This window comes from Mesorhizobium sp. LNJC394B00, from assembly GCF_000502555.1.
Taxonomy (GTDB): Bacteria; Pseudomonadota; Alphaproteobacteria; order Rhizobiales; family Rhizobiaceae; genus Mesorhizobium.
Window position 1 is genome coordinate 274,630 of sequence record NZ_AYWH01000002.1, and the last position, 26,422, is coordinate 301,051.

Annotated in this window: 32 protein-coding genes; 15 read left to right on the forward strand and 17 right to left on the reverse strand. The window is 63.6% G+C overall.

Features of this window, described 5'->3' with window-relative positions:
* Nucleotides 1-30: 30 nt before the first annotated feature.
* The gene (locus tag X751_RS157800) at nt 31-453 is read left to right on the forward strand and encodes a VOC family protein (protein ID WP_023744092.1); all 423 of its coding nucleotides are present in this window, start codon (nt 31-33) and stop codon (nt 451-453) included.
* On the opposite strand, the gene X751_RS157795 is transcribed toward X751_RS157800, so the two are convergent.
* From X751_RS157795 to sppA, 4 genes are all read right to left on the reverse strand, one after another.
* The gene (locus X751_RS157795; RefSeq protein ID WP_023714119.1) at nt 443-1,408 is read right to left on the reverse strand and encodes an ornithine cyclodeaminase family protein; all 966 of its coding nucleotides are present in this window, start codon (nt 1,406-1,408) and stop codon (nt 443-445) included. The two genes, X751_RS157800 and X751_RS157795, sit on opposite strands and share 11 nt — an antisense overlap.
* Before the next feature lie 31 nt (nt 1,409-1,439).
* Complete coding sequence (locus X751_RS157790; protein ID WP_023698203.1) at nt 1,440-1,784, reverse strand: lipopolysaccharide assembly protein LapA domain-containing protein; 345 nt, start codon at nt 1,782-1,784, stop codon at nt 1,440-1,442.
* A gap of 53 nt (nt 1,785-1,837) precedes the next feature.
* Nucleotides 1,838-2,122, reverse strand: a complete 285-nt coding sequence (locus X751_RS157785; RefSeq protein WP_023700102.1) for an integration host factor subunit beta — start codon at nt 2,120-2,122, stop codon at nt 1,838-1,840.
* Between the two features lie 80 nt (nt 2,123-2,202).
* Entirely contained in the window at nt 2,203-3,159 is a 957-nt protein-coding gene (gene sppA / locus X751_RS157780; RefSeq protein WP_023700101.1) for a signal peptide peptidase SppA, read from the reverse strand.
* Nucleotides 3,160-3,779: 620 nt separating this feature from the next.
* Between sppA and lptC the strand changes: the two genes are divergently transcribed.
* The 6 genes from lptC (at nt 3,780) to ptsN (ending at nt 8,925) form a co-directional block, all read left to right on the forward strand.
* Nucleotides 3,780-4,244: an LPS export ABC transporter periplasmic protein LptC gene (gene lptC, locus X751_RS1000000167815; RefSeq protein ID WP_245265738.1), complete on the forward strand. Its 465-nt coding sequence runs from the start codon at nt 3,780-3,782 to the stop codon at nt 4,242-4,244.
* Complete coding sequence (locus tag X751_RS157775) at nt 4,231-4,815, forward strand: LptA/OstA family protein (protein WP_023683069.1); 585 nt, start codon at nt 4,231-4,233, stop codon at nt 4,813-4,815. The genes lptC and X751_RS157775 overlap by 14 nt, the downstream gene beginning before the upstream one ends.
* Complete coding sequence (gene lptB, locus X751_RS157770) at nt 4,812-5,630, forward strand: LPS export ABC transporter ATP-binding protein (RefSeq protein ID WP_023669746.1); 819 nt, start codon at nt 4,812-4,814, stop codon at nt 5,628-5,630. The genes X751_RS157775 and lptB overlap by 4 nt, the downstream gene beginning before the upstream one ends.
* Nucleotides 5,631-5,843: 213 nt before the next feature.
* On the forward strand, nt 5,844-7,370 hold the full coding sequence (gene rpoN, locus X751_RS157765) for an RNA polymerase factor sigma-54 (protein ID WP_023735117.1): 1,527 nt from the start codon (nt 5,844-5,846) through the stop codon (nt 7,368-7,370).
* Nucleotides 7,371-7,767: 397 nt separating this feature from the next.
* Entirely contained in the window at nt 7,768-8,352 is a 585-nt protein-coding gene (gene raiA / locus X751_RS157760) for a ribosome-associated translation inhibitor RaiA (RefSeq protein WP_023683071.1), read from the forward strand.
* A 108-nt stretch (nt 8,353-8,460) separates the two neighbouring features.
* Nucleotides 8,461-8,925 (forward strand): PTS IIA-like nitrogen regulatory protein PtsN, encoded by a 465-nt coding sequence (gene ptsN / locus X751_RS157755; protein WP_023669743.1) that lies wholly within the window; start codon nt 8,461-8,463, stop codon nt 8,923-8,925.
* 71 nt (nt 8,926-8,996) lie between these two features.
* Here the strand turns inward: ptsN and X751_RS157750 are convergent, their stop codons facing one another.
* Nucleotides 8,997-9,254, reverse strand: coding sequence for a DUF1150 family protein (locus X751_RS157750; protein ID WP_023683072.1), 258 nt, complete (start codon nt 9,252-9,254; stop codon nt 8,997-8,999).
* A gap of 64 nt (nt 9,255-9,318) precedes the next feature.
* A complete protein-coding gene (locus X751_RS157745) occupies nt 9,319-9,744 on the reverse strand; it encodes an Hsp20 family protein (protein ID WP_023669741.1) in 426 nt (141 codons plus the stop codon).
* 144 nt (nt 9,745-9,888) lie between these two features.
* Here X751_RS157745 and X751_RS157740 point away from each other — a divergent pair, with 144 nt between their 5' ends.
* Entirely contained in the window at nt 9,889-10,830 is a 942-nt protein-coding gene (locus tag X751_RS157740; RefSeq protein ID WP_023698210.1) for a nucleoside hydrolase, read from the forward strand.
* Between the two features lie 209 nt (nt 10,831-11,039).
* Here the strand turns inward: X751_RS157740 and X751_RS157735 are convergent, their stop codons facing one another.
* The 5 genes from X751_RS157735 to X751_RS157715 form a co-directional block, all read right to left on the reverse strand.
* A complete protein-coding gene (locus X751_RS157735; protein ID WP_245261353.1) occupies nt 11,040-11,312 on the reverse strand; it encodes a hypothetical protein in 273 nt (90 codons plus the stop codon).
* A gap of 148 nt (nt 11,313-11,460) precedes the next feature.
* Nucleotides 11,461-12,075, reverse strand: a complete 615-nt coding sequence (locus X751_RS157730) for a LysE family translocator (protein WP_023669737.1) — start codon at nt 12,073-12,075, stop codon at nt 11,461-11,463.
* Nucleotides 12,076-12,173: 98 nt separating this feature from the next.
* Nucleotides 12,174-13,634, reverse strand: a complete 1,461-nt coding sequence (locus X751_RS157725; RefSeq protein ID WP_031196903.1) for an amidase — start codon at nt 13,632-13,634, stop codon at nt 12,174-12,176.
* A complete protein-coding gene (locus X751_RS157720; RefSeq protein ID WP_023744094.1) occupies nt 13,631-14,539 on the reverse strand; it encodes a ribokinase in 909 nt (302 codons plus the stop codon). The genes X751_RS157725 and X751_RS157720 overlap by 4 nt, the downstream gene beginning before the upstream one ends.
* Nucleotides 14,540-14,680: 141 nt before the next feature.
* The gene (locus X751_RS157715) at nt 14,681-15,586 is read right to left on the reverse strand and encodes a methylated-DNA--[protein]-cysteine S-methyltransferase (protein ID WP_031192912.1); all 906 of its coding nucleotides are present in this window, start codon (nt 15,584-15,586) and stop codon (nt 14,681-14,683) included.
* Between the two features lie 115 nt (nt 15,587-15,701).
* On the opposite strand from X751_RS157715, the gene X751_RS157710 reads away from it, so the two are divergent.
* Nucleotides 15,702-16,517 carry a class I SAM-dependent methyltransferase gene (locus X751_RS157710; RefSeq protein ID WP_023737543.1) on the forward strand — a complete coding sequence of 272 codons (816 nt, stop codon included), beginning with the start codon at nt 15,702-15,704 and terminating at the stop codon, nt 16,515-16,517.
* Between the two features lie 10 nt (nt 16,518-16,527).
* Here X751_RS157710 and X751_RS157705 read toward each other — a convergent pair whose 3' ends face one another.
* Nucleotides 16,528-17,022: a DUF2244 domain-containing protein gene (locus X751_RS157705; RefSeq protein ID WP_023744095.1), complete on the reverse strand. Its 495-nt coding sequence runs from the start codon at nt 17,020-17,022 to the stop codon at nt 16,528-16,530.
* Between the two features lie 22 nt (nt 17,023-17,044).
* On the opposite strand from X751_RS157705, the gene nth reads away from it, so the two are divergent.
* Nucleotides 17,045-17,878, forward strand: a complete 834-nt coding sequence (nth, locus tag X751_RS157700; protein WP_023691952.1) for an endonuclease III — start codon at nt 17,045-17,047, stop codon at nt 17,876-17,878.
* On the opposite strand, the gene X751_RS157695 is transcribed toward nth, so the two are convergent.
* The 4 genes from X751_RS157695 to X751_RS157680 all read right to left on the reverse strand — a co-directional run bounded on the left by X751_RS157695 (nt 17,838) and on the right by X751_RS157680 (nt 21,539).
* Nucleotides 17,838-19,346 carry a tripartite tricarboxylate transporter permease gene (locus tag X751_RS157695; protein ID WP_023683079.1) on the reverse strand — a complete coding sequence of 503 codons (1,509 nt, stop codon included), beginning with the start codon at nt 19,344-19,346 and terminating at the stop codon, nt 17,838-17,840. The two genes, nth and X751_RS157695, sit on opposite strands and share 41 nt — an antisense overlap.
* A gap of 9 nt (nt 19,347-19,355) precedes the next feature.
* Nucleotides 19,356-19,829, reverse strand: a complete 474-nt coding sequence (locus X751_RS157690; RefSeq protein WP_023744096.1) for a tripartite tricarboxylate transporter TctB family protein — start codon at nt 19,827-19,829, stop codon at nt 19,356-19,358.
* 98 nt (nt 19,830-19,927) lie between these two features.
* The gene (locus X751_RS157685; RefSeq protein ID WP_023744097.1) at nt 19,928-20,905 is read right to left on the reverse strand and encodes a tripartite tricarboxylate transporter substrate-binding protein; all 978 of its coding nucleotides are present in this window, start codon (nt 20,903-20,905) and stop codon (nt 19,928-19,930) included.
* Nucleotides 20,906-21,083: 178 nt separating this feature from the next.
* Nucleotides 21,084-21,539 carry a DUF2214 family protein gene (locus tag X751_RS157680; RefSeq protein ID WP_023669727.1) on the reverse strand — a complete coding sequence of 152 codons (456 nt, stop codon included), beginning with the start codon at nt 21,537-21,539 and terminating at the stop codon, nt 21,084-21,086.
* Between the two features lie 141 nt (nt 21,540-21,680).
* Here X751_RS157680 and X751_RS157675 point away from each other — a divergent pair, with 141 nt between their 5' ends.
* From X751_RS157675 to X751_RS157665, 3 genes are all read left to right on the forward strand, one after another.
* Nucleotides 21,681-21,911 carry a YdeI/OmpD-associated family protein gene (locus X751_RS157675; protein ID WP_023669726.1) on the forward strand — a complete coding sequence of 77 codons (231 nt, stop codon included), beginning with the start codon at nt 21,681-21,683 and terminating at the stop codon, nt 21,909-21,911.
* Nucleotides 21,912-22,053: 142 nt separating this feature from the next.
* A complete protein-coding gene (locus X751_RS157670; RefSeq protein WP_023726468.1) occupies nt 22,054-22,593 on the forward strand; it encodes a GNAT family N-acetyltransferase in 540 nt (179 codons plus the stop codon).
* Nucleotides 22,594-22,713: 120 nt separating this feature from the next.
* Entirely contained in the window at nt 22,714-23,814 is a 1,101-nt protein-coding gene (locus tag X751_RS157665; protein ID WP_023744098.1) for an OmpA family protein, read from the forward strand.
* Here X751_RS157665 and X751_RS157660 read toward each other — a convergent pair.
* Nucleotides 23,801-24,574 carry an IclR family transcriptional regulator gene (locus X751_RS157660; RefSeq protein ID WP_023683085.1) on the reverse strand — a complete coding sequence of 258 codons (774 nt, stop codon included), beginning with the start codon at nt 24,572-24,574 and terminating at the stop codon, nt 23,801-23,803. The two genes, X751_RS157665 and X751_RS157660, sit on opposite strands and share 14 nt — an antisense overlap.
* A gap of 206 nt (nt 24,575-24,780) precedes the next feature.
* Here X751_RS157660 and X751_RS157655 point away from each other — a divergent pair, with 206 nt between their 5' ends.
* Together X751_RS157655 and X751_RS157650 are read left to right on the forward strand one after the other, a co-directional pair.
* The gene (locus X751_RS157655; protein WP_023744099.1) at nt 24,781-25,758 is read left to right on the forward strand and encodes a tripartite tricarboxylate transporter substrate-binding protein; all 978 of its coding nucleotides are present in this window, start codon (nt 24,781-24,783) and stop codon (nt 25,756-25,758) included.
* Nucleotides 25,759-25,882: 124 nt separating this feature from the next.
* Nucleotides 25,883-26,419 (forward strand): tripartite tricarboxylate transporter TctB family protein, encoded by a 537-nt coding sequence (locus tag X751_RS157650; protein WP_023700086.1) that lies wholly within the window; start codon nt 25,883-25,885, stop codon nt 26,417-26,419.
* The last annotated feature ends 3 nt before the right edge of the window (nt 26,420-26,422 follow it).

Here is a 26,422-nt window from a genome sequence, read left to right on the forward strand (position 1 = left end):
ATAGCGTCGCGCTTGCCCCAGGAGAATAAGATGGACTTCGTCTCGATCCGCATCATTACCGATCAGATCAAGCCCTTGGTGGCATTCTACGACACGATCACCGGGCTTACCGCAACCTGGTTCACAGACGATTTCGCCGAACTGGCAACGCCGTCCTGCACACTGGCGATCGGCAGCACCCGCACGCTGGCCCTGTTCGGAACTGATGTGGCGCAGCTGGCCGCCAATCGCTCAGCGATCATCGAGTTTCGCGTCGCCGATGTTGATGCTGAGTACAGCAGGCTGGCGAAAATTATCGGCGATTTCGTACAGACGCCGACGACGATGCCATGGGGTAACCGGTCGCTGCTGCTGCGCGATCCCGATGGCAATCTGGTGAACTTCTTCACCCCGGTCAGCGCGGAAGCGATCAGGAAGTTCGATCGCAGAACCGGCGCAGACGCTACTGCTTGAGCGCGTTGTAGACGGCAATGCCGGCGGCAAGGTCCTCAAGCGCGGCGCCGACCGACTTGAACAGCGTGACCTCAGTGGGGCTCTGCCGGCCCTGTTTTTCCCCGCGCGCCAGCTCATGCAAATCGGCGACGATGGCTTCCGGCTTCAGCACGCCGGAGGCGAGCGGCTGGACGATGTCGCCGGCTTCCTTGGTGGCGCCGGCGCGGGTGTCGACATAGACGCGGGCGCGCGCGATCGCGTCGTCGTCGCTCTCGCGCATGGTCGGCGTGAAGCCGCCGACCAGATCGACATGCGCGCCCGGCTTGAGCAGCGCACCCTTGACCAGCGGCGTCGTCGTGATCGTCGCCGATGAGACGATGTCGGCCTCGGCGAGTTCGGCGTCGAGATCGCTTGCGGCCTCGGCGTTGAAACCGTCCGCGCGCAAATCAGCCGCGACCTTTTCGGCATTGGCGGGCGTGCGGTTCCAGATGCGGATGGTCTTGATCGGCCGCACCGCGGAGTGCGCCTTGGCGAGGAACGGCGACAGCGCGCCGGCGCCGACCACCAGAAGCCGCGATGCGTCCTCGCAGGCGAGATAGGAGGCCGCCACCGCCGAGGCGCAAGCGGTGCGCCACTGTGTCAGCCGTTGGCCGTCGATCAGCGCTTCGGGCTCGCCGGTGGCGCCGTTGAGCAGGAGGTAGAGCCCCATCACCGCCGGTTTGCCGATGGCGTTGTTGTCGGGCGATACGGTGACGATCTTGACGCCGATATGACCCCCGACCGACGTGCCGGCCGCATGGAAGTCGGTCCACGCCGGCATCAAAAGCAGCGTGGATGTGGCACCGTCGGGCCGCTCGACCCCGTGATGATGGCGGACGGGTTGCACAGCACCCTCGCGGAAGGCCGCGCGCAATGTCTCGACCAGCCCGGGAAAGGTCAGCGCCTGGTCGACAGCGTCGGCCGAAATGGTCAGCATGCAAAACTCCGCGAAGATAAAAGCGCCGGCTTCAGGCCGTTGGCTTCGGCAGCGCCGGCCCCTGGCCCGAGCCTTGCGGTGCGGCGGGTACCCGGCTGACCGCCTGGCGCAAATTCTCGGCCTCGACGCCGCGCTGGCGCGCCAGCTTGCGGTAGCGGCCCTGCTTGACCCAGGTCGCCAGGCTGCCGACGACCATGCCGATGGCGAGCGCCACGAACAGGAAGATGAACAGCGGCAAGGTCAGCGTCAGTTTCGGATTGCCGGGGTTGAACGGGTCGAGCGTGAAGGCGACCAGCTCGCGGTTGGCGACGGCCAGCGCAATCAGGATGACGGCGAGCGGCACGAAGACCACGATAAGTATGAAGCGGTTCAACATAGAGATTCCCTGGAGAAGGCAGGCCTTGATAACGCCGGCGCGTTGGTCCGCGCCTACTTGCCGCCATTCAGCCTTTCACGCAATTCCTTGCCGGTCTTGAAGAACGGCACCCACTTCTCCTCGACGTCGACGGATTCGCCGGTGCGCGGGTTGCGGCCGGTGCGGGCAGGGCGATTTTTCACCGAAAAAGCGCCGAAGCCACGCAACTCGACCCGATTGCCTTCCGCCAGGGCATCGGTGATCTCGTCGAAGATCGCTCCCACGATGTTTTCGACGTCGCGCAGGAAAAGATGCGGGTTGCGCGTGGCAATGATCTGCACAAGCTCGGATTTGATCATCAGAAAGGTCCCCGTGAAAGCGCTGCGGTCAAATTATCAGGATGATTTTATTTGCTTTTTTACTCGCCCCAACCGGCAGATCAAGGGTGCCAGACGGAAACGAGACCGTCAAGAAACAAGCGATCCGCGCCAATTTCGTGAAGCACGTCGCTGCCGGCCTCCGACAGGCCGAGCGCGCTGCCGACGCTGCGCGCTATTGCTTTCGAGAACAGGAAGCCACCACGCCGCTCGGTGTCCTTCCATTCCACCACCTTGAGCTTGGCGTCGACACCCTTGGTCGCCAGCCAGTCGATCGCCACGCTCTCGCCGCCGACAGCGTCGATCAGCCCGTTGGCAAGGCCCTGGCGGCCGGTGAAGATCGAGCCGTCGGCAAGGGCCAGTGCCTGATCGCGGGTCATTTTGCGGCGCTCGGCGACGATGCCGACGAACCAGTCATAGCTGTCGAGGATGAGCTTGCGGACCATGGCTCGCTCGTCTTCATTGGTCGGTTTGAAGGGCGAGGGCGATGCCTTCAGCGGCGAGGATTTCACTTCCTCGAGCTTGATGCCGACCTTGTCCATCAGACCGCTGACATCGGGATACTGGATGAGCACACCGATCGAGCCGACGATCGACGTCTTGCGGGCAACGATATGGTCGCTGGCACTGGCGATCATGTAGCCGGCCGATGCGGCCAGCGTGCCGACCTCGGCCACCACCGGCTTGTCGGCGGCAAGCTTGCGCACCTCCTCGTAGATCGATTCGCCGCCGACCGTGGTGCCGCCGGGCGAATCGATCGCCAGGATGACGCCCTTGACCTGCGGGGATGTGCGGATGGTTTCCAGCCGCTTGATCAGTTCCTCGTCCTCGGCGATGGTGCCTTCGATCCTGACCTTGGCGATGTGGTCGACGGAAGAACCGCCGAGGTCGCCCCCATAGAACCAGCTTGCAAGCGCAATCACCCCAAGGGCCACGATGGCAATGGCGGCGCCGCGCCAGAAGGTCAGCTTGCGCCGCAAGCGGCGGCGGTCGATCAGGTCGTCGGCTCTCAGTGCCATGGTCTGCCTCACAGTCGGTGGGAAGCGATGCTTTTAAAGCAAGCGTCCGCGCCCGGCTACCTCTTCCTCAAGAGCCTGCGACGAAGCGACCTTCGCGACGGAGGCATTTCACGAAAAAATGCCGCGGCGCGTTCGTTTCTGCTATGAAGTGACGAAATTGTGTCGCCTGAGTTCCGTCTGTAAAACAGCGGCCGTCACATTTTTGCGGTTTTCCTCCGCTTGTGCTTGCTTGCGGGGGCCGGCAACCCACCTATAGCAGGTGTTTTGGCGGACAAGGGTTTATTAGAAGTCAGTCATGCTTGCGCGATCGAACGAACCGACCAACGCCGATGCGGCCTTGGCGCCCACGGCGCCAGCGGGCACGCGCGGCGACGCCTTCGACCGCGCCCAGCGCCACTCGCGCCGCGTGCGCGTGCTTAAGTTTGCCGTGCCGGTGCTTGCCGCCGGGATCGCGGTTGCGTTTCCGGTCTATTCCTATCTGGCGGCGCCGATCAACATTTCGATACAGGCAGACGGCACCGCTTTCGCGGATGGCAAGCTGGTGATGGCCAATCCGAAGCTCAACGGCTTCACCAAGGACAAGCTGCCCTATTCGCTGACGGCCTTGCGCGCCATCCAGGATGTCGGCAAGCAGGNTCAACGGCTTCACCAAGGACAAGCTGCCCTATTCGCTGACGGCCTTGCGCGCCATCCAGGATGTCGGCAAGCAGGACATCATCGAACTCGAAGGCATCCATGCCAAATTGCCGCTGACGGCCGACAATGTGGCGACCGTCGACGCCAAGCGCGGGATCTACAACAGAAACGCCAACACGATGGACATGACCAGCGACGTTACCGTCACCACCACCGACGGCGTCGCTGCCATCTTCAAATCGGTCTTCCTCGATATGGGCAAAGGCTCTATGAAGACAGGTGATGCGGTCGATGTCAGCCGTAACGGCTCGCGGATCACCGCGGGTTCAATGTCGGTCGAAGACAATGGCAAGGTCATCGTTTTCGAGAACAAGGTAAGCGTTCACATCGATCCGGCCACTATGAAGGCGGCAGAGGCAAAGAGCGGAGAAACGAATGCGTCCCAGTAATTCGGCACGGCTTGTCGCCGCAGCTTCGGCCTTGCTGTTGCTGGGTATGGCGCCGTCCTGGGCTCAGTCCAGCGCCAGCAGCCAATCCGGGCTCAAACTGTCGGGCGACCAGCCGATCCAGATCGAGAGCGACAAACTTGAGGTCCGCCAGGCCGACAGCATGGCGCTGTTCAGCGGCAACGTCACCGTCACGCAAGGGCCGACGCTGCTCAAGGCCGGCAGCATGGAGGTCTACTACGTCAAGGACCCCAACGCCGCCAAAGGTGCTGCCGCCGGCGCTTCGGCGATGACCGGTTCGGCCAATATCGACCATCTGGTGGTCAAGAACAAAGTCTACATCAAGTCGAATGACCAGATCGCCACCGGCGACAACGCCACGTTCGACATGAAGACGCAGGTGCTTGTTCTGTCGGGCAAGGAGGTCGTCTTGTCCCAAGGACCCAACGTCCTCAAGGGCTGCAAGCTCACCGTGCAGATGAAAAGCGGCCTTGCTCAGGTCGATGGCTGCGGCGGGCGCGTCATCATGTCGATGACGCCGCCACCGAAATCCGAGGCCCCGAAGCCCGAATGACTGGCGTGTCTTCGCTGCTGACCCGCCTTCCGGGACGGGCGGCCAGTAAACTTGCAGCACCGGCCACAGTCACCGTTGATTCCTCGAAGTTCAAGGGCACCCTGATCGCCAAGGGTCTGACCAAGAGCTACAAGGGCCGCAAGGTGGTCAGCGGTGTCACCATCGGCGTGCGCGCCGGCGAGGCTGTCGGGCTGCTCGGGCCGAACGGCGCCGGCAAGACCACCTGTTTCTACATGGTCACCGGCTTGGTGCCGGTCGATGAGGGCACGATCGAGATCGACGGTTTCGACGTCACCTCGATGCCGATGTACCGCCGCGCCCGCCTCGGCATCGGCTATTTGCCGCAGGAAGCCTCGATCTTCCGCGGCCTGAATGTCGAGCAGAACATCCGCGCCGTGCTCGAAGTGGTTGAGAAGGACCGCAAGGTGCGCGAGCGCAATCTCGACGAACTGCTCGAGGAATTTCACATCAGCCATCTGCGGAAGTCGCCGTCCATGTCGCTGTCGGGTGGCGAGCGGCGGCGTCTTGAGATCGCCCGAGCTTTGGCGACGCGCCCGGCCTACATGCTGCTCGACGAGCCGTTCGCCGGCATCGACCCGATTGCCGTCGCCGACATCCAGCAGCTGGTTCGTCATCTAACGGCGCGCGGCATCGGCGTGCTGATTACCGACCACAATGTGCGCGAAACGCTCGGCCTCATCGACCGCGCCTACATCATCCATGCCGGCCAGGTGCTGACTCATGGCCGTGCCGACGAGGTGGTGGCGAACCCCGATGTGCGCCGGCTCTACCTCGGCGAAGGTTTCACGCTCTGAGCGTGAAATTTGTTTCCTGACGTGATTTTTGCCGCCCCGCCGGGCTTTTTCTCCGATTTTGCGTGAGATAATGCTTCGGTAGGGGCCTTTTGCCATCGTTCGCCTTGACAAGCAAAAGCCGGGCCAGTTTCTATGGAAGGTCGGAAAAATTCATTTTCCGGCAGCTTCTGATGTGTAGGCTTCCGGGTGCAGAAGGGCGTTTGAAACCGAACCATGGCGTTGGCGGCGAAACTACAGCTACGACAATCCCAGTCGCTGGTGATGACGCCGCAGCTGATGCAGTCGATCAGGCTGTTGCAGCTCACCCATGTCGAGCTCGACCACTTCATCGACGACGAGATCGAGCGCAATCCGCTGCTGGAGCGCGCCGAGCCCCAGGATGACGCCGCAAGCGACCAGGTGCAGAAGGGCGATGCCGCTCCTGAGCCTGCCGCCGATGGCGACTGGTTCGAAAACGAGACGGCGTGGAGCGCCGAAGCGATCTCCGACAAGCTCGACAGCTCGCTGGAAAATCTGTTCCCCGACGATCCCGGCACCAGCGAGCGGCTCGGTCCGGACCTGACGGCGCAGTGGAAGTCGGCCACCGGCAATAGTTCGTCCGGTTCTTCCGAAGGCTTCGACGTCGGCGACATGGCCGCCGCGGCGATCACGCTGCGCCAGCATGTCGGCGAGCAGATCGCGCTTGCCTTTGCCGATCCGGCCGCAAGGCTGATCGCAGCCGAACTGGCCGACGGCCTGGACGAGGCCGGCTATCTGCGCGCCGATCCCGCCGAGATCGCCAAACGGCTCGGCGCCGATCAGGCGGTGGTGGCCAAGGTGCTGGCAGCCTGCCACACATTCGAGCCGGTCGGCCTGTTTGCGCGCGACCTTGCCGAATGCCTGTCGCTGCAACTTGCCATGCGCGATCGTCTCGATCCGGCGATGAAAACGCTGATCGGCAACCTCGAACTCCTGGCGCGGCGCGATTTCCAGACGCTGAAGCGGCTTTGCGGGGTTGACGAGGAGGATCTTCTCGACATGCTGGCCGAAATCCGCGCGCTCGATCCGCGTCCGGGCACGGCATTTTCAGGCGGCGCCAGCGATGCCATCGTCGCCGATGTCGAAGTCCGTGCCGCCAATGACGGTAGCTGGACGGTCGAGCTCAATGCCGAGACGCTGCCGCGCGTGCTGGTCGATCACATCTATTTCGCCCAGGTCTCGCCGCATGCGAAGAATCAGGCGGAGAAGGATTTCCTGGCCGAATGCCTGCAGAATGCCAACTGGCTGACGCGGAGCCTCGACCAGCGGGCAAAGACGATCCTGAAAGTGGCGTCGGAAATCGTGCGCCAGCAGGACGCTTTTCTCGTCCATGGCGTGCGCCAGCTCAGGCCGCTCAACCTGCGCACGGTGGCCGATGCCATCGGCATGCATGAATCGACCGTCAGCCGGGTGACGGCCAACAAATACATGCTGACGCCGCGTGGCGTGTTTGAGCTGCGTTATTTCTTCACGGCTTCGATCGCGGCGTCGGGCGGCGGTGATGCGCATTCCTCGGAAGCGGTGCGCGACCGCATCAAGCAGCTGATCGACGAGGAAAAGCCCGCCGATGTGCTGTCCGATGACGCAATCGTCGATATGTTGAAGGAAAGCGGCGTCGATATTGCCCGGCGCACGGTGGCCAAGTACCGGGAGGGTATGAATATTCCCTCGTCGGTGCAGCGGCGGCGTGAAAAGCGCGCTCTGGCGAGCGCGGGGCGCTAGGTCTGCTTGCCCGGCAAGGCTTTTGCTATGGCTGGATTCCACAACTTTCCGACCTTAAAGCGCATCGCGCTGAAACGGATTCATACGACGCGCTTTAAGTCTTTGTTTTGATGCATGTCGTTGTCCCAGAACCGCAGCGCACTTCTGGGCGACATGCATTAATTGACAAGCTGCAATGAAGTGTCTAGAAGCCCGCCCGCATGAGACGGGCTCGCGGCCCGCATGCGGATGGTCCGTCACGATGAAGGCCACGGGACGGCCAAGAAGGCGGATTGTGATCAACCGGAAAGTTCGGATCTAAAATCGGCGCGAGTTGACGCCGCAAAGCTTGTGCGCACGGATCACGAGTATAAACTCTGGCCAGTTTGAAGCCTGAGCAAGGAAGGTCAGTTTTCAGATGAAATTGCGCATATCGGGTAAACACATGGATATCGGCGATGCGTTGCGTACGCGCATTACCGATCGTGTCGGCGAGGCGATTGGAAAATATTTCGATCGCGGTTTTTCAGGGCACGTCACGGTCATCAAATCGGGGTCGCGTTACTCGGCCGATTGCATGATCAGGCTGGATTCCGGCGCTTCGCTGCAGGCAACCGGCGATTCCCAGGATCCGACACTTGCCTTCGAGGCGGCCGCGGACCGCCTCGAAACCAGGCTGCGGCGCTACAAACGCCGTCTGAAATCGCACAATTCAGGCACTGGAAATGGTGAAATCACCGACATCGCCTATACGGTGATGGCGCCGCTGACCGATGACGATGAGGACATTCCGGAGGACTACGCCCCGGCCATCGTCGCCGAATCAACCATGACGCTGCAGACCATGTCGGTGGCGTCGGCGGTTATCGAACTCGACACCAAGGACAGCCCGGTTTTCGTCTTCCGCAACGCCGGAAACGACCACCTCAACATCGTCTATCGGCGGCCGGACGGAAATATCGGCTGGATCGACCCGTCGACGACCAAAGTCGCACAGGCGTGACGACAACGACAATGGTCGCACAGGTGACGACAATGGTCGCACAGGGATAATAGCCAGCCGCGCGAGGGGCGAGGACTGGCGACGGCAGGCGAATAAGGGATTTCAAATATGGATCTGAGCGATCTTCTCAACGTTCCGGCGATCTTGCCGGCGTTGAAGGCGAACTCCAAAAAGCAGCTTCTGCAGTTGCTGTCCGAGAGAGCGGCGGCGATTTCCGGCATTCCGGAGCGCGAAGTGTTCGACACCATCCTGCAGCGCGAACGGCTGGGCTCCACCGGCGTCGGCAACGGCATCGCCATTCCGCACGGCAAGCTCGCCGGGGTGAAGCGCATCGCCGGCGTCTTTGCCCGTCTGGAGACGCCGGTCGATTTCGAGGCCTTGGATGACCAGCCGGTCGATCTGGTGTTTTTGCTGCTGGCCCCGGAAGGCGCCGGCGCCGATCACCTCAAGGCACTGTCGCGCATCGCCAGGGTTTTGCGCGACGCCGACACGGTGGCCAAGATCAGAGGCACGCGCGACGCGGTCGCCATCCACGCACTGCTTTCGGACACGCAGGCCTCGCACGCCGCCTGAAGTTCTTCGGATTTAAGTCTTCCAGGGGCCGCCGAAGGCGGCCCTCTCCATTTCAACCGCCAGCAGTCGCCTTAGTGAATGGCGACAGTGGTCAGGTCGTTTTCCATGGCGCCGGCCAAAGCCCGGTCTTTCGCATCCGAAAGCAGGATCGGCTGGCCGTTGGCGGCAAACAGGGCCCACAGGACCATACCAGGCGCTATTTCGCCGAGGTTGGGGAAGCGCCCGAGCAGCTCGTCGCTCGAGACCTTGCGGAGATAAGCGACCGAGCCTTCGCCGAGATGGGCGAATTCGCCGCTGGTCATGGTGATGGTTTCGTCAGTTCTGGTCATTTCAAGCCTCCTTGGCGCGAGGACGCCGCTCAAGGCCATCCCGCATGAGAGCCATCGGTAAAGATCAGTCTTTCACCGATATATTTATTTTCCGTACCAGCCGTTCGGTATCCGGCCGATCGAGATCGATCGACAAAAGGCCGTTCTTCAGTTCCGCTGCGATCACCCGCATGCCGTCTGCCAGCACGAAACAGCGCTGGAACTGGCGCGCGGCGATGCCGCGGTGGAGGAATTCGCGCTCAGTGTCGTCGGTTTGACGGCCGCGCACGACCAACTGGTTTTCCTCCGTGGTGACATCGAGATCGCTTTCGGCGAAACCCGCGACAGCCAGCGTAATGCGCAGCCTTTCGGCCTTGCCGTCAGCACCGCTGAGGCGCTCGATGTTGTAGGGAGGATAACTGTCACCGGATTTCGCCAGTCGTTCCAGGGTCTTTTCCATGGCATCGAAACCAAGGAGAAGCGGGCTGGAGAAGGGCGTCATTCGGCTCATGTTACACTGTCCTCTTTGGAGCGACATAAACTGGAAAAACCCGGATGGCATTTTTCCCGATGGTCTTGATATGGTCCGCGCCGCGGCCAAGTTCAAGCCGCCGAACACCCCCGCCAAAAAGACTCCCCCGCATAAGGAAATGAAATGCCCCAGACCCGCAAGATCATCATCGACACGGATCCCGGCCAGGACGATGCCGTCGCCATATTGCTGGCGCTCGGCAGCGCCGAGCTGGAGATCGTCGGCATCTCTGCTGTTGCCGGCAACGTGCCGCTGAAATTGACCGAAAAGAACGCCAGGAAAATCTGCGAACTGGCCGGCCGGCCCGACATCAAGGTCTATGCAGGCGCCATCCGCCCGTTGGCGCGCGAGCTGGTCACCGCCGAGGAAGTGCATGGCAAGACCGGCCTCAACGGCCCGCAACTGCCCGATCCGAAGATGAAGCTGCAGGGCCAGTATGCGGTCGACTTCATCGTCGAGACGCTGATGAAGGAAGAGGCCGGCACGATCACGCTGTGCGCGCTCGGCCCGCTCACCAATGTCGCGCTGGCGCTGATCCGTGAGCCGAAGATCGCGCCGCGCATCAAGGAAATCGTACTGATGGGCGGCGGTTTCTTCGAAGGCGGCAATGTCACGCCGACCGCAGAATTCAACATCTATGTCGATCCGCAAGCCGCCGACCTGGTGTTCAAATCCGGCATTCCGATCGTCATGATGCCGCTCGACGTCACCCACAAGGCGCTGACCACGGCCAAGCGCACGCAGGCCATCCGCCAGCTCGGCACCCGGGTCGGCACCGCGACGGCCGAGATGCTGGAGTTCTTCGAGCGCTTCGACGAGGAGAAATACGGCACCGATGGCGGCCCGCTGCACGACCCCTGCGTCATCGCCTATCTGTTGAAGCCGGAGCTGTTCAAGGGCCGCAACTGCAACGTCACCGTCGAAACGACCTCCGAACTCACCATGGGCATGACCGTGATCGACTGGTGGGGCGTGACCAAGCGGCCGAAGAACGCCATGGTGATGCGCGACATCGACCATGACGCGTTTTTCGCGCTGCTGGTTGAGAGGTTGGCGCGGCTTTAGCTCTGTCTTTCCTTTCTCCCATTGTGGGTTCCGAAGGGACGGGGCGAGACAAGTGGCTCGCCCCCGGGCGGCGTCGCCGAAGGCGACGGATGTGGGGTGTTCCAGGGAACGCCCACGTCTCACTCCGCTGGAACACCCCTCATCCGTCTCGGCGCTATCGCGCCGATCCACCTTCTCCCACAGGGGGAGAAGGAAGGCGCCGCCGCCGTTCACTTTGCAAATCGATAGAAGACCATTCCATTCTCGCGCGTGACGCGCTCCATGTTTGCCGTCGCGCCGATCAGATGCGGCCGGTCGTCATCGACAAGAATGGACGAACCGCTTTCGAGCGAAACCAGATAAAGGGTGTGGTCGTGGTCCGATTGGGCGCTTTTGACCGTTGCGTGGATTGGCTCGACTGACCGGATAGGGCTCGCGTCATTCGTCCATTTGTAGAGCGCCGAAGGAACCATCATCGCGAACATGGCGACGATCAGGACCACGCCGGGCGCGTTCCTTTTCAAATCCCTATAAGTCCATGACATTTGAAAGAATCCCCAGCACAAAGTCATGTGGTGGCGTGGAGACTGACTTTCAATCAGCCTTCACGTACGGGCTCATTCTGCCGTTGGAAACGACCGTCCACGGTTGTTACTTCGCCTTCGAAAAAGCTAGCCACAGGCCGCCGCCGACCAGAAAGCTGCCGCTGATCCTGGACATCAGCTTAATGCGGCTTGCCGAGAGCAGGCGGCCGGCGCGGCTGGCGGCGAGAGCATAGGTGGAATCCGAGACGGCGGCGAAGATCATGGCGGTGAGGCCCATGACGACGATCTGCAGGGTGTAATTGCCCTGCGGGGCGATGAATTGCGGGAAGAAGGCGCCGAAGAACACCAGGGTCTTGGGGTTGCTCAGCGCCACCAGCAGGCCCTGCAGGAAGAAGCCGCCGCGCGGCTTTCTCGCGGTGCCGTCGGCATTCAGCGCGCCCTTGGAACGGAACATCTGCACCCCCATCCAGATCAGATAGGCGGCGCCGATCAGGCGTACCCATTCGAACCAGTGGCCCATGCCCGATATCAGCGTGTTGAGGCCGATGCCGACAATGGCGATCATCACGGCGAGCCCAGCCTGCGTGCCGGCGACATTGGCAAGGCCGGCGCGGTAGCCATGGCGGATGCTGTTGGCGATGATCAGCGTGACAGTCGGACCGGGCACCAGGATGATGACGATGCAGGCAAGGACATAGGCGGCGTAGAGTTCCAGCGACATGGGGGATTTCCTCGAGGATGCGCTTAGGCGGCTGGCTGCAATCAATGCATGGCGGCGGGGCTGGTGCAAGCCGGTCGCAGACCGTGCCGCCCCTCGCGTCAGGACGCCCCCACCTGCCAAGGCAAGGTCGCCTCATAGGCCGCTCCGGCCCTGAGCACGGCGAGGTCGCCGCGCGGCCGGCCGATCAGCTGCATGCCCAAGGGGCGGCCTTTGTCGTCGAAGCCGACGGGCACGTTGAGCGCCGGACAGCCGCCGAGCGTGGCGAAGGCCGAAACCTGCATCCAGCGATGGTAGCTGTCCATCGTCCGTCCGGCGACCTCACTTGGCCAATGCGTGCCGACTTCGAAAGGAAAGACCTGCGCCGTCGGCAGCGCGATGAGATCGAAGTGCTCGAACAGCGACAGCAGCGTCCGGTGCCAGGAGGTGCGGATGACCGAGGCCGCGCGGATCTGCGGCGCCGTCAGCCGCATGGCGTTCTCCACCTCCCAGACGGCTTCCGGCTTCAGCAGGGCGCGCTTGTGCGGGTCGTCATAATGGACTTTCAGCGCCGAGCCGCTGCTCGCCTGCCGCAGCGTCACGAAGGCTTGCCACAGTGCCTCGAAATCGAAATCCGGCAGCAAGGGCTCGGTCAGGAAGGATGCCTCCGCGAAGCGGCCGAGTGCGGCCTCGCACAGATCGAGGATGCCAGGCTCCACCGGCAGGTGACCGCCGAGATCACCGAGCCAGCCGACGCGGCCGCCGCTTGCCGGCGTTGCCAGCCCTTCGAGGAATGAACCAGGCTTTTCCCAGGACAAGGGCGCATGCGGATGGTAGCCCGCCTGCACGTCGAGCAGCAGCGCCATGTCGCTGATGCTGCGGCCCATCGGCCCGTCTATGCCCATCTGAGCATGAAAGACTTCCAGGTCCGGCCCTCCGGGGACAAGGCCCTGCGACGGGCGGAAGCCATAGACATTGTTCCACGCCGCCGGATTGCGCAGCGAGCCGCCGAAATCGCTGCCGTCGGCGACCGGGACCATGTCGAGCGCAAGGGCGACCGCTGCGCCGCCGCTCGAGCCGCCGGCGGTCAGCGCCGGATCGAACGCGTTCAGCGTCGGTCCGAAAACATTATTGTAGGTGTTGGATCCCAGCCCGAATTCGGGAACGTTGGTCTTGCCGATGATGATGCCGCCGGCCTTGCGGATGCGCTCGACGAAGAAATCATCCTCCTGCGGCACGAAATCGGCGAAGATCGGCGAGCCGAAACTGGTCCTCAAGCCGCGCGTCATGGCGAGGTCTTTTATCGCCATCGGCAGGCCAAACAGCGAGCCGGCCGGCCCGCCTTGCGCTAGATGCGCGTCCGCCGCGTCGGCCTCGCGCAGGATGTCGGAGCGCTCGCGCAACGAGACGATGGCATTGACCAGCGGGTTTACCGCGTCGATGCGGTCAAGGAATGCGGCGACCAACTCGCGCACGGACAGGCGGCGCAGCCGGATCGCCTCGGCCAGGTCGACAGCGGACATCCGGCAGATGTCGCCGGCGGGGGGCACGGCGTGCTTCGTTGCGGGGCGCAGGGCTGTCATCCGGCGTTGTTGCGCAGGGCGGTGTCCACATCCGCGGCCAGCGGGATGGCCGGCTGGGCGCCGGGCTTCAGGCAGGCGAGCGAGCCGGCGGCTGCGGCGCGGGTGAGAGCCTGCTCCAGCGGCAGGTTGGACGCCAGCCCGGCGGCGAGATAACCGCAAAAAGTATCGCCGGCCCCGACGGTGTCGACCGGCGTGATCTTCAGCGCCGGCACGGTCAGGAAATCCTCCGGGGTCGCCGCCAGCACGCCGTCGCCGCCGAGCGTGACGACGATGGTGCGGCCGGTCTTGCGGGCGAAGTCGCGCATGCGCGCCGGGCGGTCGCGGCCTTTCAGCGACAGCGCCTCGCCGTAAAGGTCGAATTCGGTTTCGTTGGCGACGGCGTAGTCGGCCTTGCCGAGCAACGCTGCCGCCTCGCTACGGAACGGCGCGGTGTTGAGCACGGTGACCGCGGCGGCGGCGCGTGCGGCGTCGAGCGCTGCATCGACAGTCTGCAACGGGATCTCGTGCTGCAGCAGGACGACGTCGCCCTTCGCAAGGAAAGCCTTGGCGAGATCGCCGGGCAGCACCGAATCATTGGCGCCCGGCACCACGGCAATGACATTCTCGCCATCGGCGCCGACGAGGATCAGCGCCGTGCCGGTGGAGGCGAAGCTCTGGCCGACGCCGGAGAGATCGACCTTGCCGGCCACGAGCAAAGCCAGGGCTTCGGTTGCGAAATTGTCCTTGCCGACGGCGCCGACCATGCGCACCTTGGCGCCGGCGCGCGCCGCAGCCAGCGCCTGGTTGGCGCCCTTGCCGCCGGGCGCGGTGGTGAAGCCGGAGCCGCGGACCGTCTCGCCCGGCGAAGGCAGGCGGTCGACATTGGCGATAAGGTCGAGGTTGATCGAGCCGACAACGATGATCAAGAAAGCCTCCTGCGGAATGCGCGGGAAGCTAACCTGTAAGCCGGCGGCTTGCCAGAGCGTGCGGATGTTTTGCGCCGGGAGCTCGCAAAAAGAAAAACACCGGCGAAGGGATTTCGCCGGTGTTGTTTGATGCGGGCAGCTTCAGGACGCGGTCTGGCCCGCTTCCCAACCGAGGATGGCGCGTTTGCGGGTCAGGCCCCAGTGGTAGCCGGTGAGTGCGCCGGACTTGCCCAGCGCCCGATGGCAAGGGACGACGAAGGACAATGGGTTGGCGCCGACCGCCGCCCCCACCGCCCGGCTGGCGTTTGGCGCGCCGATCCTGGAGGCGATCGAAGAATAAGTGCAGGCCTTGCCCATCGGGATCCTGAGCAGCGCGTCCCAGACGCGCAGCTGGAAGTCGGAGCCGATCATCACCACGCGCAGCGGCTGGTCGGCGCGCCACAATGTCGGATCGAAGATGCGCGCCGCATAGGGCTGGGTGGCGCTCATGTCCTCGACATAGGTGGCGTTCGGCCAGCGGCCCGACATGTCGGCGAAAGCCGCCCGCTCGCCGCCCGGATCGTTGAAGGCGAGCCCCGCAAGGCCACGGTCGGTGACCATGATCAGGGCGATGCCGAAGGGCGAGATGTGGTAGCCGTAGCGGATGGTCAGGCCAGCGCCGCGCGTCTTGTAGTCGCCCGGCGACATCGCCTCGTGGGTGACGAACAAATCGTGCAGCCGGCCGGGGCCGGACATGCCGAGTTCGAACGATGTTTCGAGGAGCGGCATGCCGGAATCGAGCAGTTTGCGGGCATGGTCGAGGGTGACCGCCTGCAGGAAGGCTTTTGGCGACAGGCCGGCCCAGCGGGTGAACAGCTTTTGCAGGCCCGTGGGTGTCTCGCCGACATCAGCGGCCAAGGCTTCCAGCGAGGGCTGGTCGCGATAGTCGAGGCTGATCTTCTCGATGGCGCGGCGCACGACCTCGTAGTCGCTGCCGTTGGGGGTGATGTCGTGCTGCAGGATCGCTGTCGGTTTCATCTGCGTATTCATGGTCATCTGGGCGTTCATGGCAATATCTCCTTGACCGCGAATATCGGTCTTTCCGCCCCTTGCAACCACCCGAAACTTGCCTTGTTGCCGCCTGTTCCCAGATAAATACTGGATTGCGCCCCGGGAGATGCCAATGGCCGGCGAAAGGGTGAATCTGAGCGGAGCAAGGGAGACCTTGCTGATGACGCTTTATGGCAAGGCACTGGAAAGCCGGCTGCCGCATTCGCTGCTCGGGGATCGCTTCGCCGACGAGGCCGTGCGCAAGATCGACTATGATTTCTCGCGCCTCAAGGTCGACACCAATCTCGGCATCGGCCTGGCGATCCGGGCCAAGACGTATGATGTCCGCGTTCAGGACTTCATCGCCAGAAATCCCGGCGCCATCGTGCTGCATCTCGGCTGCGGGCTCGATACGCGCATTTTCCGTGTCGATCCACCCGAAGGCGTGGAGTGGTTCGATGTCGATTTTCCGGATGTCATCGCGCTCCGGCGCAAGCTTTACCCGTCCCGGGACCACTACCACCTCGTCGGCTCTTCGGTAACCGACCCAGACTGGCTGGCAGAAGTGCCGAGCAATCGTCCGGCCGTCGTGGTGATGGAGGGGTTGACGCCTTATCTCCCGGTAGAGGAGGGGCCACGGCTGCTGTCACGCCTTGTCGCGCATCTTGCCGGCGGCGAGCTGATGTTCGACGCCTACAGCCACTTCGGCCTGAAGATGCTGCGCCTCAATCCGACCATCAGGGCGACGGGCGCCGAGGTTCACTGGGCGATCGACGACCCGCAGGTACTGGAGCGTGCCGTTCCGAAGCTGCGCTTTGTCGACGATATCTCGGCCTACAGCGCGGAACGCACAGCGCATATGAGCTGGTCCGCAAAACTGTTCATCGGGCTCTGGAGACACATTCCCGCATTGCGCAAGGTCGGCAGGATTTTACGCTACCGGTTCTGACGCGCCGACTCTAACGCGTCCTGGCTTTTGTCAGAGCACGTGAAAATGCATTGGCAAAACTCTCGCGGGAGTCAGGGTCCAGGAATGACCCGATCGGCACATTCTGTCCTTGTGCTTCCACCGTCATCCTGGTGATGCCGATCTCGGCATGGCGAGCGACGGAAAAGCGCGCCCAGAACGGGTTGAAGCGATGCGCTTCCGACTTTCCCGAGGGCGCCGTCTTGCGGATGTCGAGGCTGGTGCGCGACACCGACACTTCCTCGCGGGCACGGGCGGCACGATAGTTGGCGCGGAAGGCGATGTAGACGGCGATGACGTCGAGGCCGAAGAAGCCGAACACCGGCCAGGCGCCGCGCGACAGGAAAAACGCCCCGGTCACCACCCAGCCGAACAGCAGCGCGCCCATCAGCACGGCAAAGCCGGTGCGGCCCAGCGAGCGGTGCGGTGTCAGCAGCGCCTGGAAGAATGGCTCGTCGGCCTGAAACGAGGCGTTTGTGTCGCTCATCCCAGGATATTATAGGAGGGAAATGGCCAGCCCCAAGTCCAAAAATCTTTCCCTATCCAAAAGTGAACTGCCGCCCGGGCGGCGCGACGGCTCGAATGCCAAGCCGCGACCGGCGCCGGCGCGGGTCCGTTCGCTCTACAGCGCGGCCGAGGTGCATGAGATCTTCCGGCGGTTTTCGGTGCAACGGCCCGAGCCGAAGGGCGAGCTCGAGCATGTCAACGCCTTCACGCTGCTGGTGGCCGTGGTGCTGTCGGCGCAGGCGACCGATGCCGGCGTCAACAAGGCGACGCGGGCGTTGTTCAAGGTCGCCGACACACCTGAAAAGATGCTGGCGCTGGGCGGAGCCAGGGTCGGCGAGTACATCCGCACGATCGGGCTCTGGCGCAACAAGGCCAAGAATGTCGTGGCGCTCTCGGAGGCGCTGATACGCGATTACGGCGGCGAGGTGCCCAGCGAGCGCGATGAATTGGTCAAGCTGCCGGGGGTCGGTCGCAAGACCGCCAATGTCGTGCTCAACATGGCATTCGGCCAGCACACGATGGCGGTCGACACCCATATTTTCCGCATCGGCAACCGCCTCGGCCTGGCGCCAGGCAAGACGCCCGAACAGGTCGAGCAAGGGCTGCTGCGGATCATCCCGGACGAGTATATGCGCCATGCGCATCACTGGCTGATCCTGCATGGCCGCTATGTCTGCAAGGCGCGCAAGCCCGATTGCCCGGCCTGCGTCATCGCCGATCTCTGCAAGGCCGAGGTGAAGACGACAGACGTGCCGGCGCCGCTCGTGGAAATCGCGGCGCCCGGCGTCCCGACAACTAGCTTTCCTCCACGAACACCTCTTCGCGCTTCTTCTTGACCGACGGCAGGAAGACGACGACGAGCACGGCCAGTGCGACGAGCAGCAGGCCGGCGCTGATCGGCCGCGTCACGAAGGTCGAGGGGTCGCCGCGCGACAGGATCATGGCGCGGCGCAGGTTTTCCTCGAGCAGCGGGCCGAGCACGAAGCCGAGCAGCAGGGGTGCGGGTTCGCAGCGCAGCTTGGTCAGGATGTAGCCGAGCAGGCCGAAGAATGCGACCGCGTAGAGATCGAAGGCGTTGGTGTTGACGCTGTAAACGCCGATCGAGCAGAACGCCATGATGATCGGGAAGAGCACATAATAGGGGATCGTCAGCAGCTTCACCCATAGCCCGATCAGCGGCAGGTTCAGCACGATCAGCATCAGATTGCCGATCCACATCGAGGCGATGATGCCCCAGAACAGCGCCGGCTGCTCGATCGCGACATTGGGGCCGGGCACGATGCCCTGGATGATCATGGCGCCGATCATCAGCGCCATGACCGGATTGGCCGGAATGCCCAGCGTCAGCATCGGAATGAAGGAGGTCTGGGCGCCGGCATTGTTGGCCGATTCCGGTCCGGCGACGCCGGCGATGGCGCCCTTGCCGAACTCCTCCGGGTGTTTCGACACGCGCTTTTCGACCGTGTAGGAGGCAAAGGCCGCAAGCACCGCGCCGCCGCCGGGCAGGATGCCGAGCGCCGAACCGATGATCGTGCCGCGCACGATGGGCGCGGCCATCGCCTTGAAGTCGTCGCGGGTCGGCATCAGGCCGGAGACCTTTTTGATCATCACCGAGCGCTCGTGCTCGTTTTCGAGATTGCGCAGGATCTCGGCAACGCCGAAGACGCCGACCGCCACCGCGACGAAGTTCAGCCCGTCGGCATATTCGCGGATGCCGAGCGTGAAGCGCGGCGTGCCGGTGTAGATGTCGGTGCCGACAATGCCGAGCAGCAGGCCGAGCACGACCATCGCCAGCGCCTTGACGATCGAGCCGTGGGCGAGCGCGATGGACGAGACGAGGCCGACGATCATCAGCGAAAAATATTCGGCCGCGCCGAATTGCAGGGCTATTGCCGTCAGCGGCGGGGCAAAGACGGCGACGAGAAAGGTCGACACCGTGCCGGCGAAGAACGAGCCGATCGCGGCGATCGCCAGAGCCGCCCCGGCGCGACCGTTCCTGGCCATCTGGTAGCCGTCGATGGCGGTCACGGCCGAGGAGGATTCGCCGGGCATGTTGATGAGAATGGCGGTGGTCGAACCGCCATACTGGGCGCCGTAGTAGATGCCGGCCAGCATGATGAGGGACGAGACCGGGTCGCCGATCTGGAAGGTGATCGGCAGCAGCATGGCGATGGTTGCGGTGGCGCCGATGCCGGGCAGGACGCCGATCAGCGTGCCGAGCAGAACGCCGATGAGGCAAAAACCCAGATTGGCCGGCGTGGTGGCCGTCGAAAAGCCGAGTTCGAGGTTCCTGAGGAGGTCCATCTCAGCGCCTCACAATGCCAGCCATTGGGGCAACCAGGGGCCGAAGCGCTGGAATGGCAGCCCGAGCGCGTAGCTGAAGACCAGCACCGAAAACAGCGTCAGGCCGGCCGACAGCAGAAGTGCCGTCAGCGGCTTCATGCGGGCGCTGGCAAAAGAGGCGATCAACGCCGTCAGGAAGATCGACGGGACGAAGCCGAGGCCGCGCACGGTCATGCCGAAAAAGATCGGCGCCGGCAGGATCAACAGCATGCCGCGCCACGCAATGGGGCCGATCGGCTCGTCCTCGACGCGCACCGCCTGGACGAGGATGATGGCGCCGAGCACGATCAGCACGATCGCCAGCACCAGCGGGAAATAGCCCGGTCCCATGCGAAAGGCGGTGCCGATTTCGAGGCCGAGCGATTGTATCGCGAAAAAGGCGCCGAAAAAGATGAACAGCGCGGCGCACAGGCCGTTTGTCCTGTCGATGGCGAAAGGTTTCATGGCGGTCCTCCCCTGACCCTTGCAACGGGCTTGCCGTTGCAAATGTGAAAACGGACGTCGAAGCGAAAACGGGGCGCCGGCAGCGCCCCGTTCAAGCCTCAGTCGGCGTATTGGCCGGCGGCTTCGATGATCGGCTTCCAGCGCGTGATCTCGCCTTCCAGCTTGGCCTTCAGCGCTGCCGGCGTCGCGTCGGCCTCGGACGACGGCTTGGTGCCGAGTTCGGCGAAGCGGGCGATGACGTTGGGGTCCTTCAGTGCGACCTGGAGCGATTTCGACAGTCGGCCGGTGATCTCGGCCGGCGTGCCCTTCGGCGCATAGAGGCCGTGCCAGATGCCGACCTGCACCGCGGGCAGGCCGGCTTCGATGGTCGTCGGCACGTCCTTCAGCACGTCGAGGCGTTCCGGCGTGGTGACGGCATAGGCCTTGATCGTGCCGCCCTGGATCTGCTTGGTGGTGTTGGTGGTCTGGTCGCACATAATGTCGACCTGGCCGCCGAGAAGGTCGGTCATGGCCGGGCCGGTGCCCTTGTAGGGCACGGTGACCAGCGGCGTGCCGATGGCGCTCATGAACAGCATGCCGCACAGATGCGAGGCAGCGCCGATGCCGGCGTTGGCGACGGTGATGGTGTCCTTGTTGGTCTTGGCGTATTCGACCAGCCCTTTCAGGTCGACCGGCTCAAGGTCCTTGCGGGCGACGATCGCCATCGGCACCTCGGTGACGAGGCCGACATACTCGAAGGCGTTCAGCGTGTCGTAGGCGAGTTTCCTGTAGAGGGTCGCGCTGGTCGCCATGCCGATGTGATGGAGGAGCAGCGTGTAGCCATCCGGGTCGGCGTTGGCGACGCGGCCGGCGCCCAGCGTGCCGCCGGCGCCGCCGACATTTTCGACGATGATCTGCTGGCCGAGATCCTTCGACATGGCTTCGGCGACGAGCCGCGTGACCGTGTCGGTCGGACCGCCGGCCGCAAACGGCACGACGACGGTGATGGTGCGCTCGGGATAGGTCTGTGCGCTGGCGGTGAACGAATAAAGCGTGACGGCCGCGGCGGCGGCCAGGGCGGCTACAATTTTCCTCATCGTAATTCTCCTCCCAGGATATCAATCTCCGATCGCTGTGCAGGTCAGGCAGCGAGGGTGCAACAAAGGCAAGCTAACAGATTGTCGCCTGACGCAAACTGCAAAATACAGTCGTGCGCAACCATGGCGATCAGTGGGGAGTATGCCCGGAGGAGATGGGTTTGGTGTTGGCGTTGCTTCAATAATCGTAGCCGCGCGCCATCGCCGCCGCGAAGATCGGGATCAGCAGGAAGATGAAGGCTTCGGCGCGCACATAGGTCTTCACCGAGGCGAGTTCCGCAACCGGCACCTGAAAGCCGGGATTTGCACTGGCTTGCCGGTTCCAGGAGATGAAGCGGATGGTCGGGATGATCGACAGCAGGCCAACGATGCCGAATGCCGCCATCTTGGTCCAAAACACCCAGTTGTAGACATAGAACTCCCAGCCCTTCAGGCCGTAGACGACGCGGCCGATGCCGACGATGATGATCGACATCGCGAGGATGCCGTAGTGGCGGTCGATGCCGGCAAGCCGCTTCAGCGTGGCGGCGGAGAGGTCGCCGCGGATCAGGACAAATTCGGCGCCAATGATGCCGGCCAGCGAGAACACCAGCAGATGATGGAAAATGGCAAGCACGAGATCGGTGGTGTCCATGGCGTTCTCCTCCCATTGGCGGTATCGAGACCGGCCCTTGCCGGACCGGTTGCGAAAGGTAGCATCGTTCGGCAGAATTCCCAGAGGCGGATCTGGGTTGGACCATCGGCGTCGCCATCCTGACAGCTGGGGTTTTCTGAAATGACCGGACTGAAGCGCGCCCTGTACCCGATGCCGGACGACATCCGCATCGCCCTGACCGAAAAAGGACTGACAGCGGCCTACGAGGCGCGGCCGGACTACCAGAAGAACGATTATCTCGGCTGGGTCGCCCGCGCCAAACGCAGCGACACCAGGCAGAAGCGGCTCGACCAGATGCTGGACGAATTGCGGCGCGGTGGGCTCTACATGAAGATGGTCTGGCACGGCTGAAAGTAAGCCGACGCTGTTCGCTTCGACCGCCTGGTCGCGCCAGGCCGTTCGGAAGCTTCCCTGGCTGAATGATGATCCGGCTTGGCCCTTGTCCGGGCGCGCTGGTTTGCTAAGCGCTGACCGTCAACGGAGGCAGAGTTTCATGGGCAGTCCAAAAACAGCCGGCGTCCCGGTTCTCGAAACGGAACGGACCATCATGCGGGCGCACCGGATCGAAGACTTCGACAACTATGCTGTCATGTGGGCCGACCCCGTCACCACCCGTTTCATCGGCGGCAAGCCGCGGACGCGGGAGGAAAGCTGGATGCGGTTCCTGCGGCATGCCGGCCTGTGGTCGCTGCTTGGCTACGGCTTCTGGGCGGTCGAGGACAAGGCCAGCGGTCGCTTCATCGGCGAGGCCGGATTCCACGATCTGAAGCGCGACATCGAGCCGTCGCTCGAGGGCATTCCGGAAGCCGGCTGGGCGCTGGCGCCGCAAGCGCATGGCAAGGGTCTTGCCAGCGAAGTCGTCAGAAGGGCCCTGGCCTGGGGCGACGAAACCTTTGCCGGCGCGAGAACCGTCTGCATCATCGATCCGGAAAACACCGGCTCGTTGAACGTCGCGGCAAAGTGCGGCTACACCAAGGTCCTGGAAACCACTTATCACGACGGGCCGACGATCCTGCTCGAACGGCGGGTGTGAAGCGCTTCATCGACGCAATTTCCACGTTCTGCCAGGGTTGGCTATTCTAATCTAGCTACGCAATTCCTGTGGGAAAACCGCTCACACTTTTCCTGGAATTGCTCTTTGGGGGAGCCGACCATGCGTGCGATCAATGCGATATTTCTGAAGCTTTTCTGGGCGGGGCTGCTGCTCCTGGCGGCCGTGCAACTGGCGGGCGCCGATGCGACGGTGCCGACCGCCGACATCGAGGGCGGTGCCGACAATCATCTGGCCAAGCGCTATGAGGGGTCGTTCATCGTCTCCTACGAAAAATTCGCCTATACCGATTTTACAGTGCCGCTGTCGCCGCTGAAGCCGAGCGCCGATCCGGATGCCCGTGACACGATGAACAACCGTGTGTTCGCGCCGGACAAGAAGGCCGAGGTCGAAGGCGCGCTGACCCGCATCGTCTATGTGCTGCCGGCCGAGCGCTCCCCGCTCGAAGTGCTGCGCAACTACCAGGATGTGATCGCGGCCGCCGGCGGCGAAGTCCTGTTCGAATGCAAGAAGGAAGAGTGCGGCGGCGCCGCCGACCGGTCGTCGAGCGGTGGCGGCGGCGACATGAGCCTGATGATGTATTTCTTCCATGAAAGCGACGTCAAGGACGCGGCCTTTTCCAATGGCGCCTGTGCGGTAACCACCGGTATCAACGACCAGCGCTTCTTCGCTGCCAAGGTGCCGCAGGATGGCGGCGACGCCTATGTCACGGTTCAGGCCTATTCGCTGATCGACGACCTCTACTGCAAGGAACTCAACGGCCGCACCATCGCCGTCGTTCAGGTGCTGGAGCCCAAGGCGCGCGACAAGAAGATGGTGGTGGTCGAAGCGGCCAAGATGGCGGAATCGCTGTCGGCCACCGGCTCCATCTCGCTCTACGGCATCTTCTTCGACACCGACAAGGCCGACATCAAGCCGGAATCGGAACCGACGCTGAAGGAGATCTCGACGCTTCTGACCAACGAGCCCGGCATGGCGGTGATCGTCGTCGGTCATACCGACAACCAGGGCGCCTTCGACTACAATATCGATCTGTCGTCGCGGCGGGCGCAGTCGGTAAAGGCGGCGCTGGTCTCGAAATACGGCATCGATGGCGGCCGGCTGACCGCCGCCGGCGCCGGCATGATGGCGCCTGTCGCCAGCAATGATGACGAAACCGGCCGCGCCAAGAACCGCCGCGTGGTGCTGGTCAAGGCGAACTGAGGCCGATCACGGTTTCAGCGCCGGCTAGGCGCGCTGCCTGCTCCAGCATCGAGGCATCCTCGCCGAAGGCGCGGGTGGCGCGAGCGGCGGCCTCCAGCAGGTCCGGTGTCATGCGGCGCAGGAACGCCGTATCGACGCGTGTCGACGGGCCGGCGAGCGTCAAGGCGCCGAGCAGAACGCGGCCCGGTCCGAACACCGGCACCGAGACGCCCGCCGTCTCAGGGTCGCGGTCGCCGATCGACAGATAGTGGCAGGCCTTGCGGATGGTCTCGTATGGTTCGCCCGGCTGGCCTGAAAACGCTGCCAGCACGCGGCCGCCCGAGCCGGTGAGCAACGGCAGCAGGTCGCCTTCCCGGATCGTGTAGCGGATAGGATGCTTGGATTCGACGCGGTAGAGACAGGTGCGGGCGTCGCCCGAGCGGACATAGAACGCCACGCTTTCCCAGCTGCGCTCGGCGAGATCGCGCATGATCGGCAGCAGGATGTCGACCGCCACCACGGAGCGCTGGTAGAGCGCGCCGAGCCGGAAGGTGGCGGGTCCGATGCGGTAGCGGCCATCGTCGAGCCGCTCCAGCAACTGCCCGCGCAGCAATGAGTTCGCCAGCCTCAAAATGGTGCTTTTGTAGAGCCCGGTGCGCGCCGCGATCTCGGCCAGGCTGAGCGAGCGGTCGGCGGTCGCGAACGCGTCGAGAATGGCGATCGCGCGGTCGAGCGCGGCAACGCCATCGGCCGGCAACGGCTGGGATCGCGCTTCGGTCATCTCACGAACAGTTTCATTCCAGTTTACCTGCTCGGACAAAGGCCGGCCGAAGCGATTGTGCCGCACATCCATGGTTCTGTCTAGTAGAACAGCGTTCCTGTTGACAGAACGTACCGAAATCGGCATGAATTTTTGCCGAGCGGGTCTGTTTTCAGGCTACGTTTCTGGCAGGCACCGGAGGAGGTGTCGTGATTTGGAGGAATCCCATGCTGAACAGACGCAGATTTTTGATGAGCACCGCGGCCGCAGGCGCTGCCGGATTCGTCGCAACGCATTTGACGCCCGCTTTCGCTCAGGATGCACCGCAGATCCAGATCTTCGTGCCGGCCGCGCCCGGCGGCGGCTGGGACCAGACGGGGCGCACCATCGACCAGGTGCTGCGCAGTGAAAAACTGATCTCCGGCTCGCAGATCACCAATGTCGGCGGCGCCGGCGGCACTGTCGGCCTGCCGCAGTTCATCAGCCAGTGGAAGGGCAAGGGCAATTCGCTGATGGTGGCCGGCATGGTCATGGTCGGCGCCATCATCGCCAACAAATCGGCCAACAACCTTTCCGAAGTGACGCCCATCGCCCGCCTCACCGGCGAGTTCGAGGCGCTGGTGGTGCCGGCGGATTCGCCGTTCAAGACGGCCGGCGATTTCGTCGCCGCGCTCAAAGCGGATCCGACCAAGGTTCCCGTGGCCGGCGGCTCGGCCGGCGGCTCCGACCACATCCTGTTCGGGCTGATCGCCAAGACGGTCGGCGTTCCGGCAACCAACCTCTCCTATGTGCCTTTCGCCGGCGGCGGCGAGGCGCTGTCGGCGCTGCTCGGCAACCAGGTGGCGGCCGGCATTTCCGGCTTCGGCGAGTTCTCCGAGCAGGTCAAGGCGGGCGCGCTTCGGCTGTTGGCGATCTCCGCCGACAAGCGCCAGGACGGCATCGACGCACCGACGATGAAGGAAGCCGGCATTGACGTCGAACTGTTCAACTGGCGCGGCGTCTTCGCACCGCCAGACGTCTCCGACGCCGACAAGGCGGCGATGGTCACGATGATCGAGACCATGGCCAAGAGCGATGCCTGGGCAGCCGAGTGCAAGAACCGTAACTGGACGCCCATCCTGCTTACCGGCGACGACTATGCGAAATTCCTCGTCGACGACACCGCCCGCATCACCGCGATCCTCAAGGATCTCGGCCTCGCCTGATGTCTTCAGGGGCGGCCACGGCCGCCCCTCCGACATTCGCCTGCGGCATGGACATATCATGCGCTGGGAGTGAAACTGCGGATGCGGCCGGCGGGAGGATGCCGGCCATCTCGGGAGGACATCGATGAGCACCAGCGACCAGCAGCCGGCGCCCCCGCGCCTTGCCATGCCCGAATTGTTGATCGGCATCGGGCTTCTCGCCTGTGCTGCGGCCGTGGCGTGGCAGACCCTGGCGATCCCGGTTTCGCCGCTCTATTCCAAGGTCGGGCCGACCGTCTTTCCCTACATCACCATGACCGGCATGATCGTGCTTTCGCTGCTGCTCATCGTCGCCGCGCTGCGCGGCGGCTGGCAGCCGCAGGAGGAAAAGGAAACGCCGACCGACTGGAAGGCGATGGGCATCGTCGTTGCAGGCCTGGTCGCCAATCTGGTGCTGATCCAGCCGCTCGGCTTCACCGCCGCCTCGGTCATCATGTTCGTGCTCGTCTGTTATGGCTTCGGCAGCAAGCACACGCTGCGCGATGCGCTGACCGGCTTGATCCTGGCGCTTGCCGCCTATTTCGGCTTTGCCAGGGCGCTCGGCGTCAACATTGGCGCCGGCTTCATCGAAAACCAGCTGAACACGGTGATCGACGCGATCATCGCCACTGTAAGGGGCTGACGC

What these genes read in the sequence shown, in the direction of transcription:
- X751_RS157800 (WP_023744092.1), top strand. Translation starts at nt 31, where the DNA reads ATGGACTTCGTCTCGATCCGCATCATTACCGATCAGATCAAGCCCTTG.
- X751_RS157795 (WP_023714119.1), bottom strand. Translation starts at nt 1,408, where the DNA reads ATGCTGACCATTTCGGCCGACGCTGTCGACCAGGCGCTGACCTTTCCC.
- X751_RS157790 (WP_023698203.1), bottom strand. Translation starts at nt 1,784, where the DNA reads ATGTTGAACCGCTTCATACTTATCGTGGTCTTCGTGCCGCTCGCCGTC.
- X751_RS157785 (WP_023700102.1), bottom strand. Translation starts at nt 2,122, where the DNA reads ATGATCAAATCCGAGCTTGTGCAGATCATTGCCACGCGCAACCCGCAT.
- sppA (WP_023700101.1), bottom strand. Translation starts at nt 3,159, where the DNA reads ATGGCACTGAGAGCCGACGACCTGATCGACCGCCGCCGCTTGCGGCGC.
- X751_RS157775 (WP_023683069.1), top strand. Translation starts at nt 4,231, where the DNA reads ATGCGTCCCAGTAATTCGGCACGGCTTGTCGCCGCAGCTTCGGCCTTG.
- lptB (WP_023669746.1), top strand. Translation starts at nt 4,812, where the DNA reads ATGACTGGCGTGTCTTCGCTGCTGACCCGCCTTCCGGGACGGGCGGCC.
- rpoN (WP_023735117.1), top strand. Translation starts at nt 5,844, where the DNA reads ATGGCGTTGGCGGCGAAACTACAGCTACGACAATCCCAGTCGCTGGTG.
- raiA (WP_023683071.1), top strand. Translation starts at nt 7,768, where the DNA reads ATGAAATTGCGCATATCGGGTAAACACATGGATATCGGCGATGCGTTG.
- ptsN (WP_023669743.1), top strand. Translation starts at nt 8,461, where the DNA reads ATGGATCTGAGCGATCTTCTCAACGTTCCGGCGATCTTGCCGGCGTTG.
- X751_RS157750 (WP_023683072.1), bottom strand. Translation starts at nt 9,254, where the DNA reads ATGACCAGAACTGACGAAACCATCACCATGACCAGCGGCGAATTCGCC.
- X751_RS157745 (WP_023669741.1), bottom strand. Translation starts at nt 9,744, where the DNA reads ATGAGCCGAATGACGCCCTTCTCCAGCCCGCTTCTCCTTGGTTTCGAT.
- X751_RS157740 (WP_023698210.1), top strand. Translation starts at nt 9,889, where the DNA reads ATGCCCCAGACCCGCAAGATCATCATCGACACGGATCCCGGCCAGGAC.
- X751_RS157730 (WP_023669737.1), bottom strand. Translation starts at nt 12,075, where the DNA reads ATGTCGCTGGAACTCTACGCCGCCTATGTCCTTGCCTGCATCGTCATC.
- X751_RS157725 (WP_031196903.1), bottom strand. Translation starts at nt 13,634, where the DNA reads ATGACAGCCCTGCGCCCCGCAACGAAGCACGCCGTGCCCCCCGCCGGC.
- X751_RS157715 (WP_031192912.1), bottom strand. Translation starts at nt 15,586, where the DNA reads ATGAACGCCCAGATGACCATGAATACGCAGATGAAACCGACAGCGATC.
- X751_RS157710 (WP_023737543.1), top strand. Translation starts at nt 15,702, where the DNA reads ATGGCCGGCGAAAGGGTGAATCTGAGCGGAGCAAGGGAGACCTTGCTG.
- X751_RS157705 (WP_023744095.1), bottom strand. Translation starts at nt 17,022, where the DNA reads ATGAGCGACACAAACGCCTCGTTTCAGGCCGACGAGCCATTCTTCCAG.
- nth (WP_023691952.1), top strand. Translation starts at nt 17,045, where the DNA reads ATGGCCAGCCCCAAGTCCAAAAATCTTTCCCTATCCAAAAGTGAACTG.
- X751_RS157695 (WP_023683079.1), bottom strand. Translation starts at nt 19,346, where the DNA reads ATGGACCTCCTCAGGAACCTCGAACTCGGCTTTTCGACGGCCACCACG.
- X751_RS157690 (WP_023744096.1), bottom strand. Translation starts at nt 19,829, where the DNA reads ATGAAACCTTTCGCCATCGACAGGACAAACGGCCTGTGCGCCGCGCTG.
- X751_RS157685 (WP_023744097.1), bottom strand. Translation starts at nt 20,905, where the DNA reads ATGAGGAAAATTGTAGCCGCCCTGGCCGCCGCCGCGGCCGTCACGCTT.
- X751_RS157680 (WP_023669727.1), bottom strand. Translation starts at nt 21,539, where the DNA reads ATGGACACCACCGATCTCGTGCTTGCCATTTTCCATCATCTGCTGGTG.
- X751_RS157675 (WP_023669726.1), top strand. Translation starts at nt 21,681, where the DNA reads ATGACCGGACTGAAGCGCGCCCTGTACCCGATGCCGGACGACATCCGC.
- X751_RS157670 (WP_023726468.1), top strand. Translation starts at nt 22,054, where the DNA reads ATGGGCAGTCCAAAAACAGCCGGCGTCCCGGTTCTCGAAACGGAACGG.
- X751_RS157665 (WP_023744098.1), top strand. Translation starts at nt 22,714, where the DNA reads ATGCGTGCGATCAATGCGATATTTCTGAAGCTTTTCTGGGCGGGGCTG.
- X751_RS157660 (WP_023683085.1), bottom strand. Translation starts at nt 24,574, where the DNA reads ATGACCGAAGCGCGATCCCAGCCGTTGCCGGCCGATGGCGTTGCCGCG.
- X751_RS157655 (WP_023744099.1), top strand. Translation starts at nt 24,781, where the DNA reads ATGCTGAACAGACGCAGATTTTTGATGAGCACCGCGGCCGCAGGCGCT.
- X751_RS157650 (WP_023700086.1), top strand. Translation starts at nt 25,883, where the DNA reads ATGAGCACCAGCGACCAGCAGCCGGCGCCCCCGCGCCTTGCCATGCCC.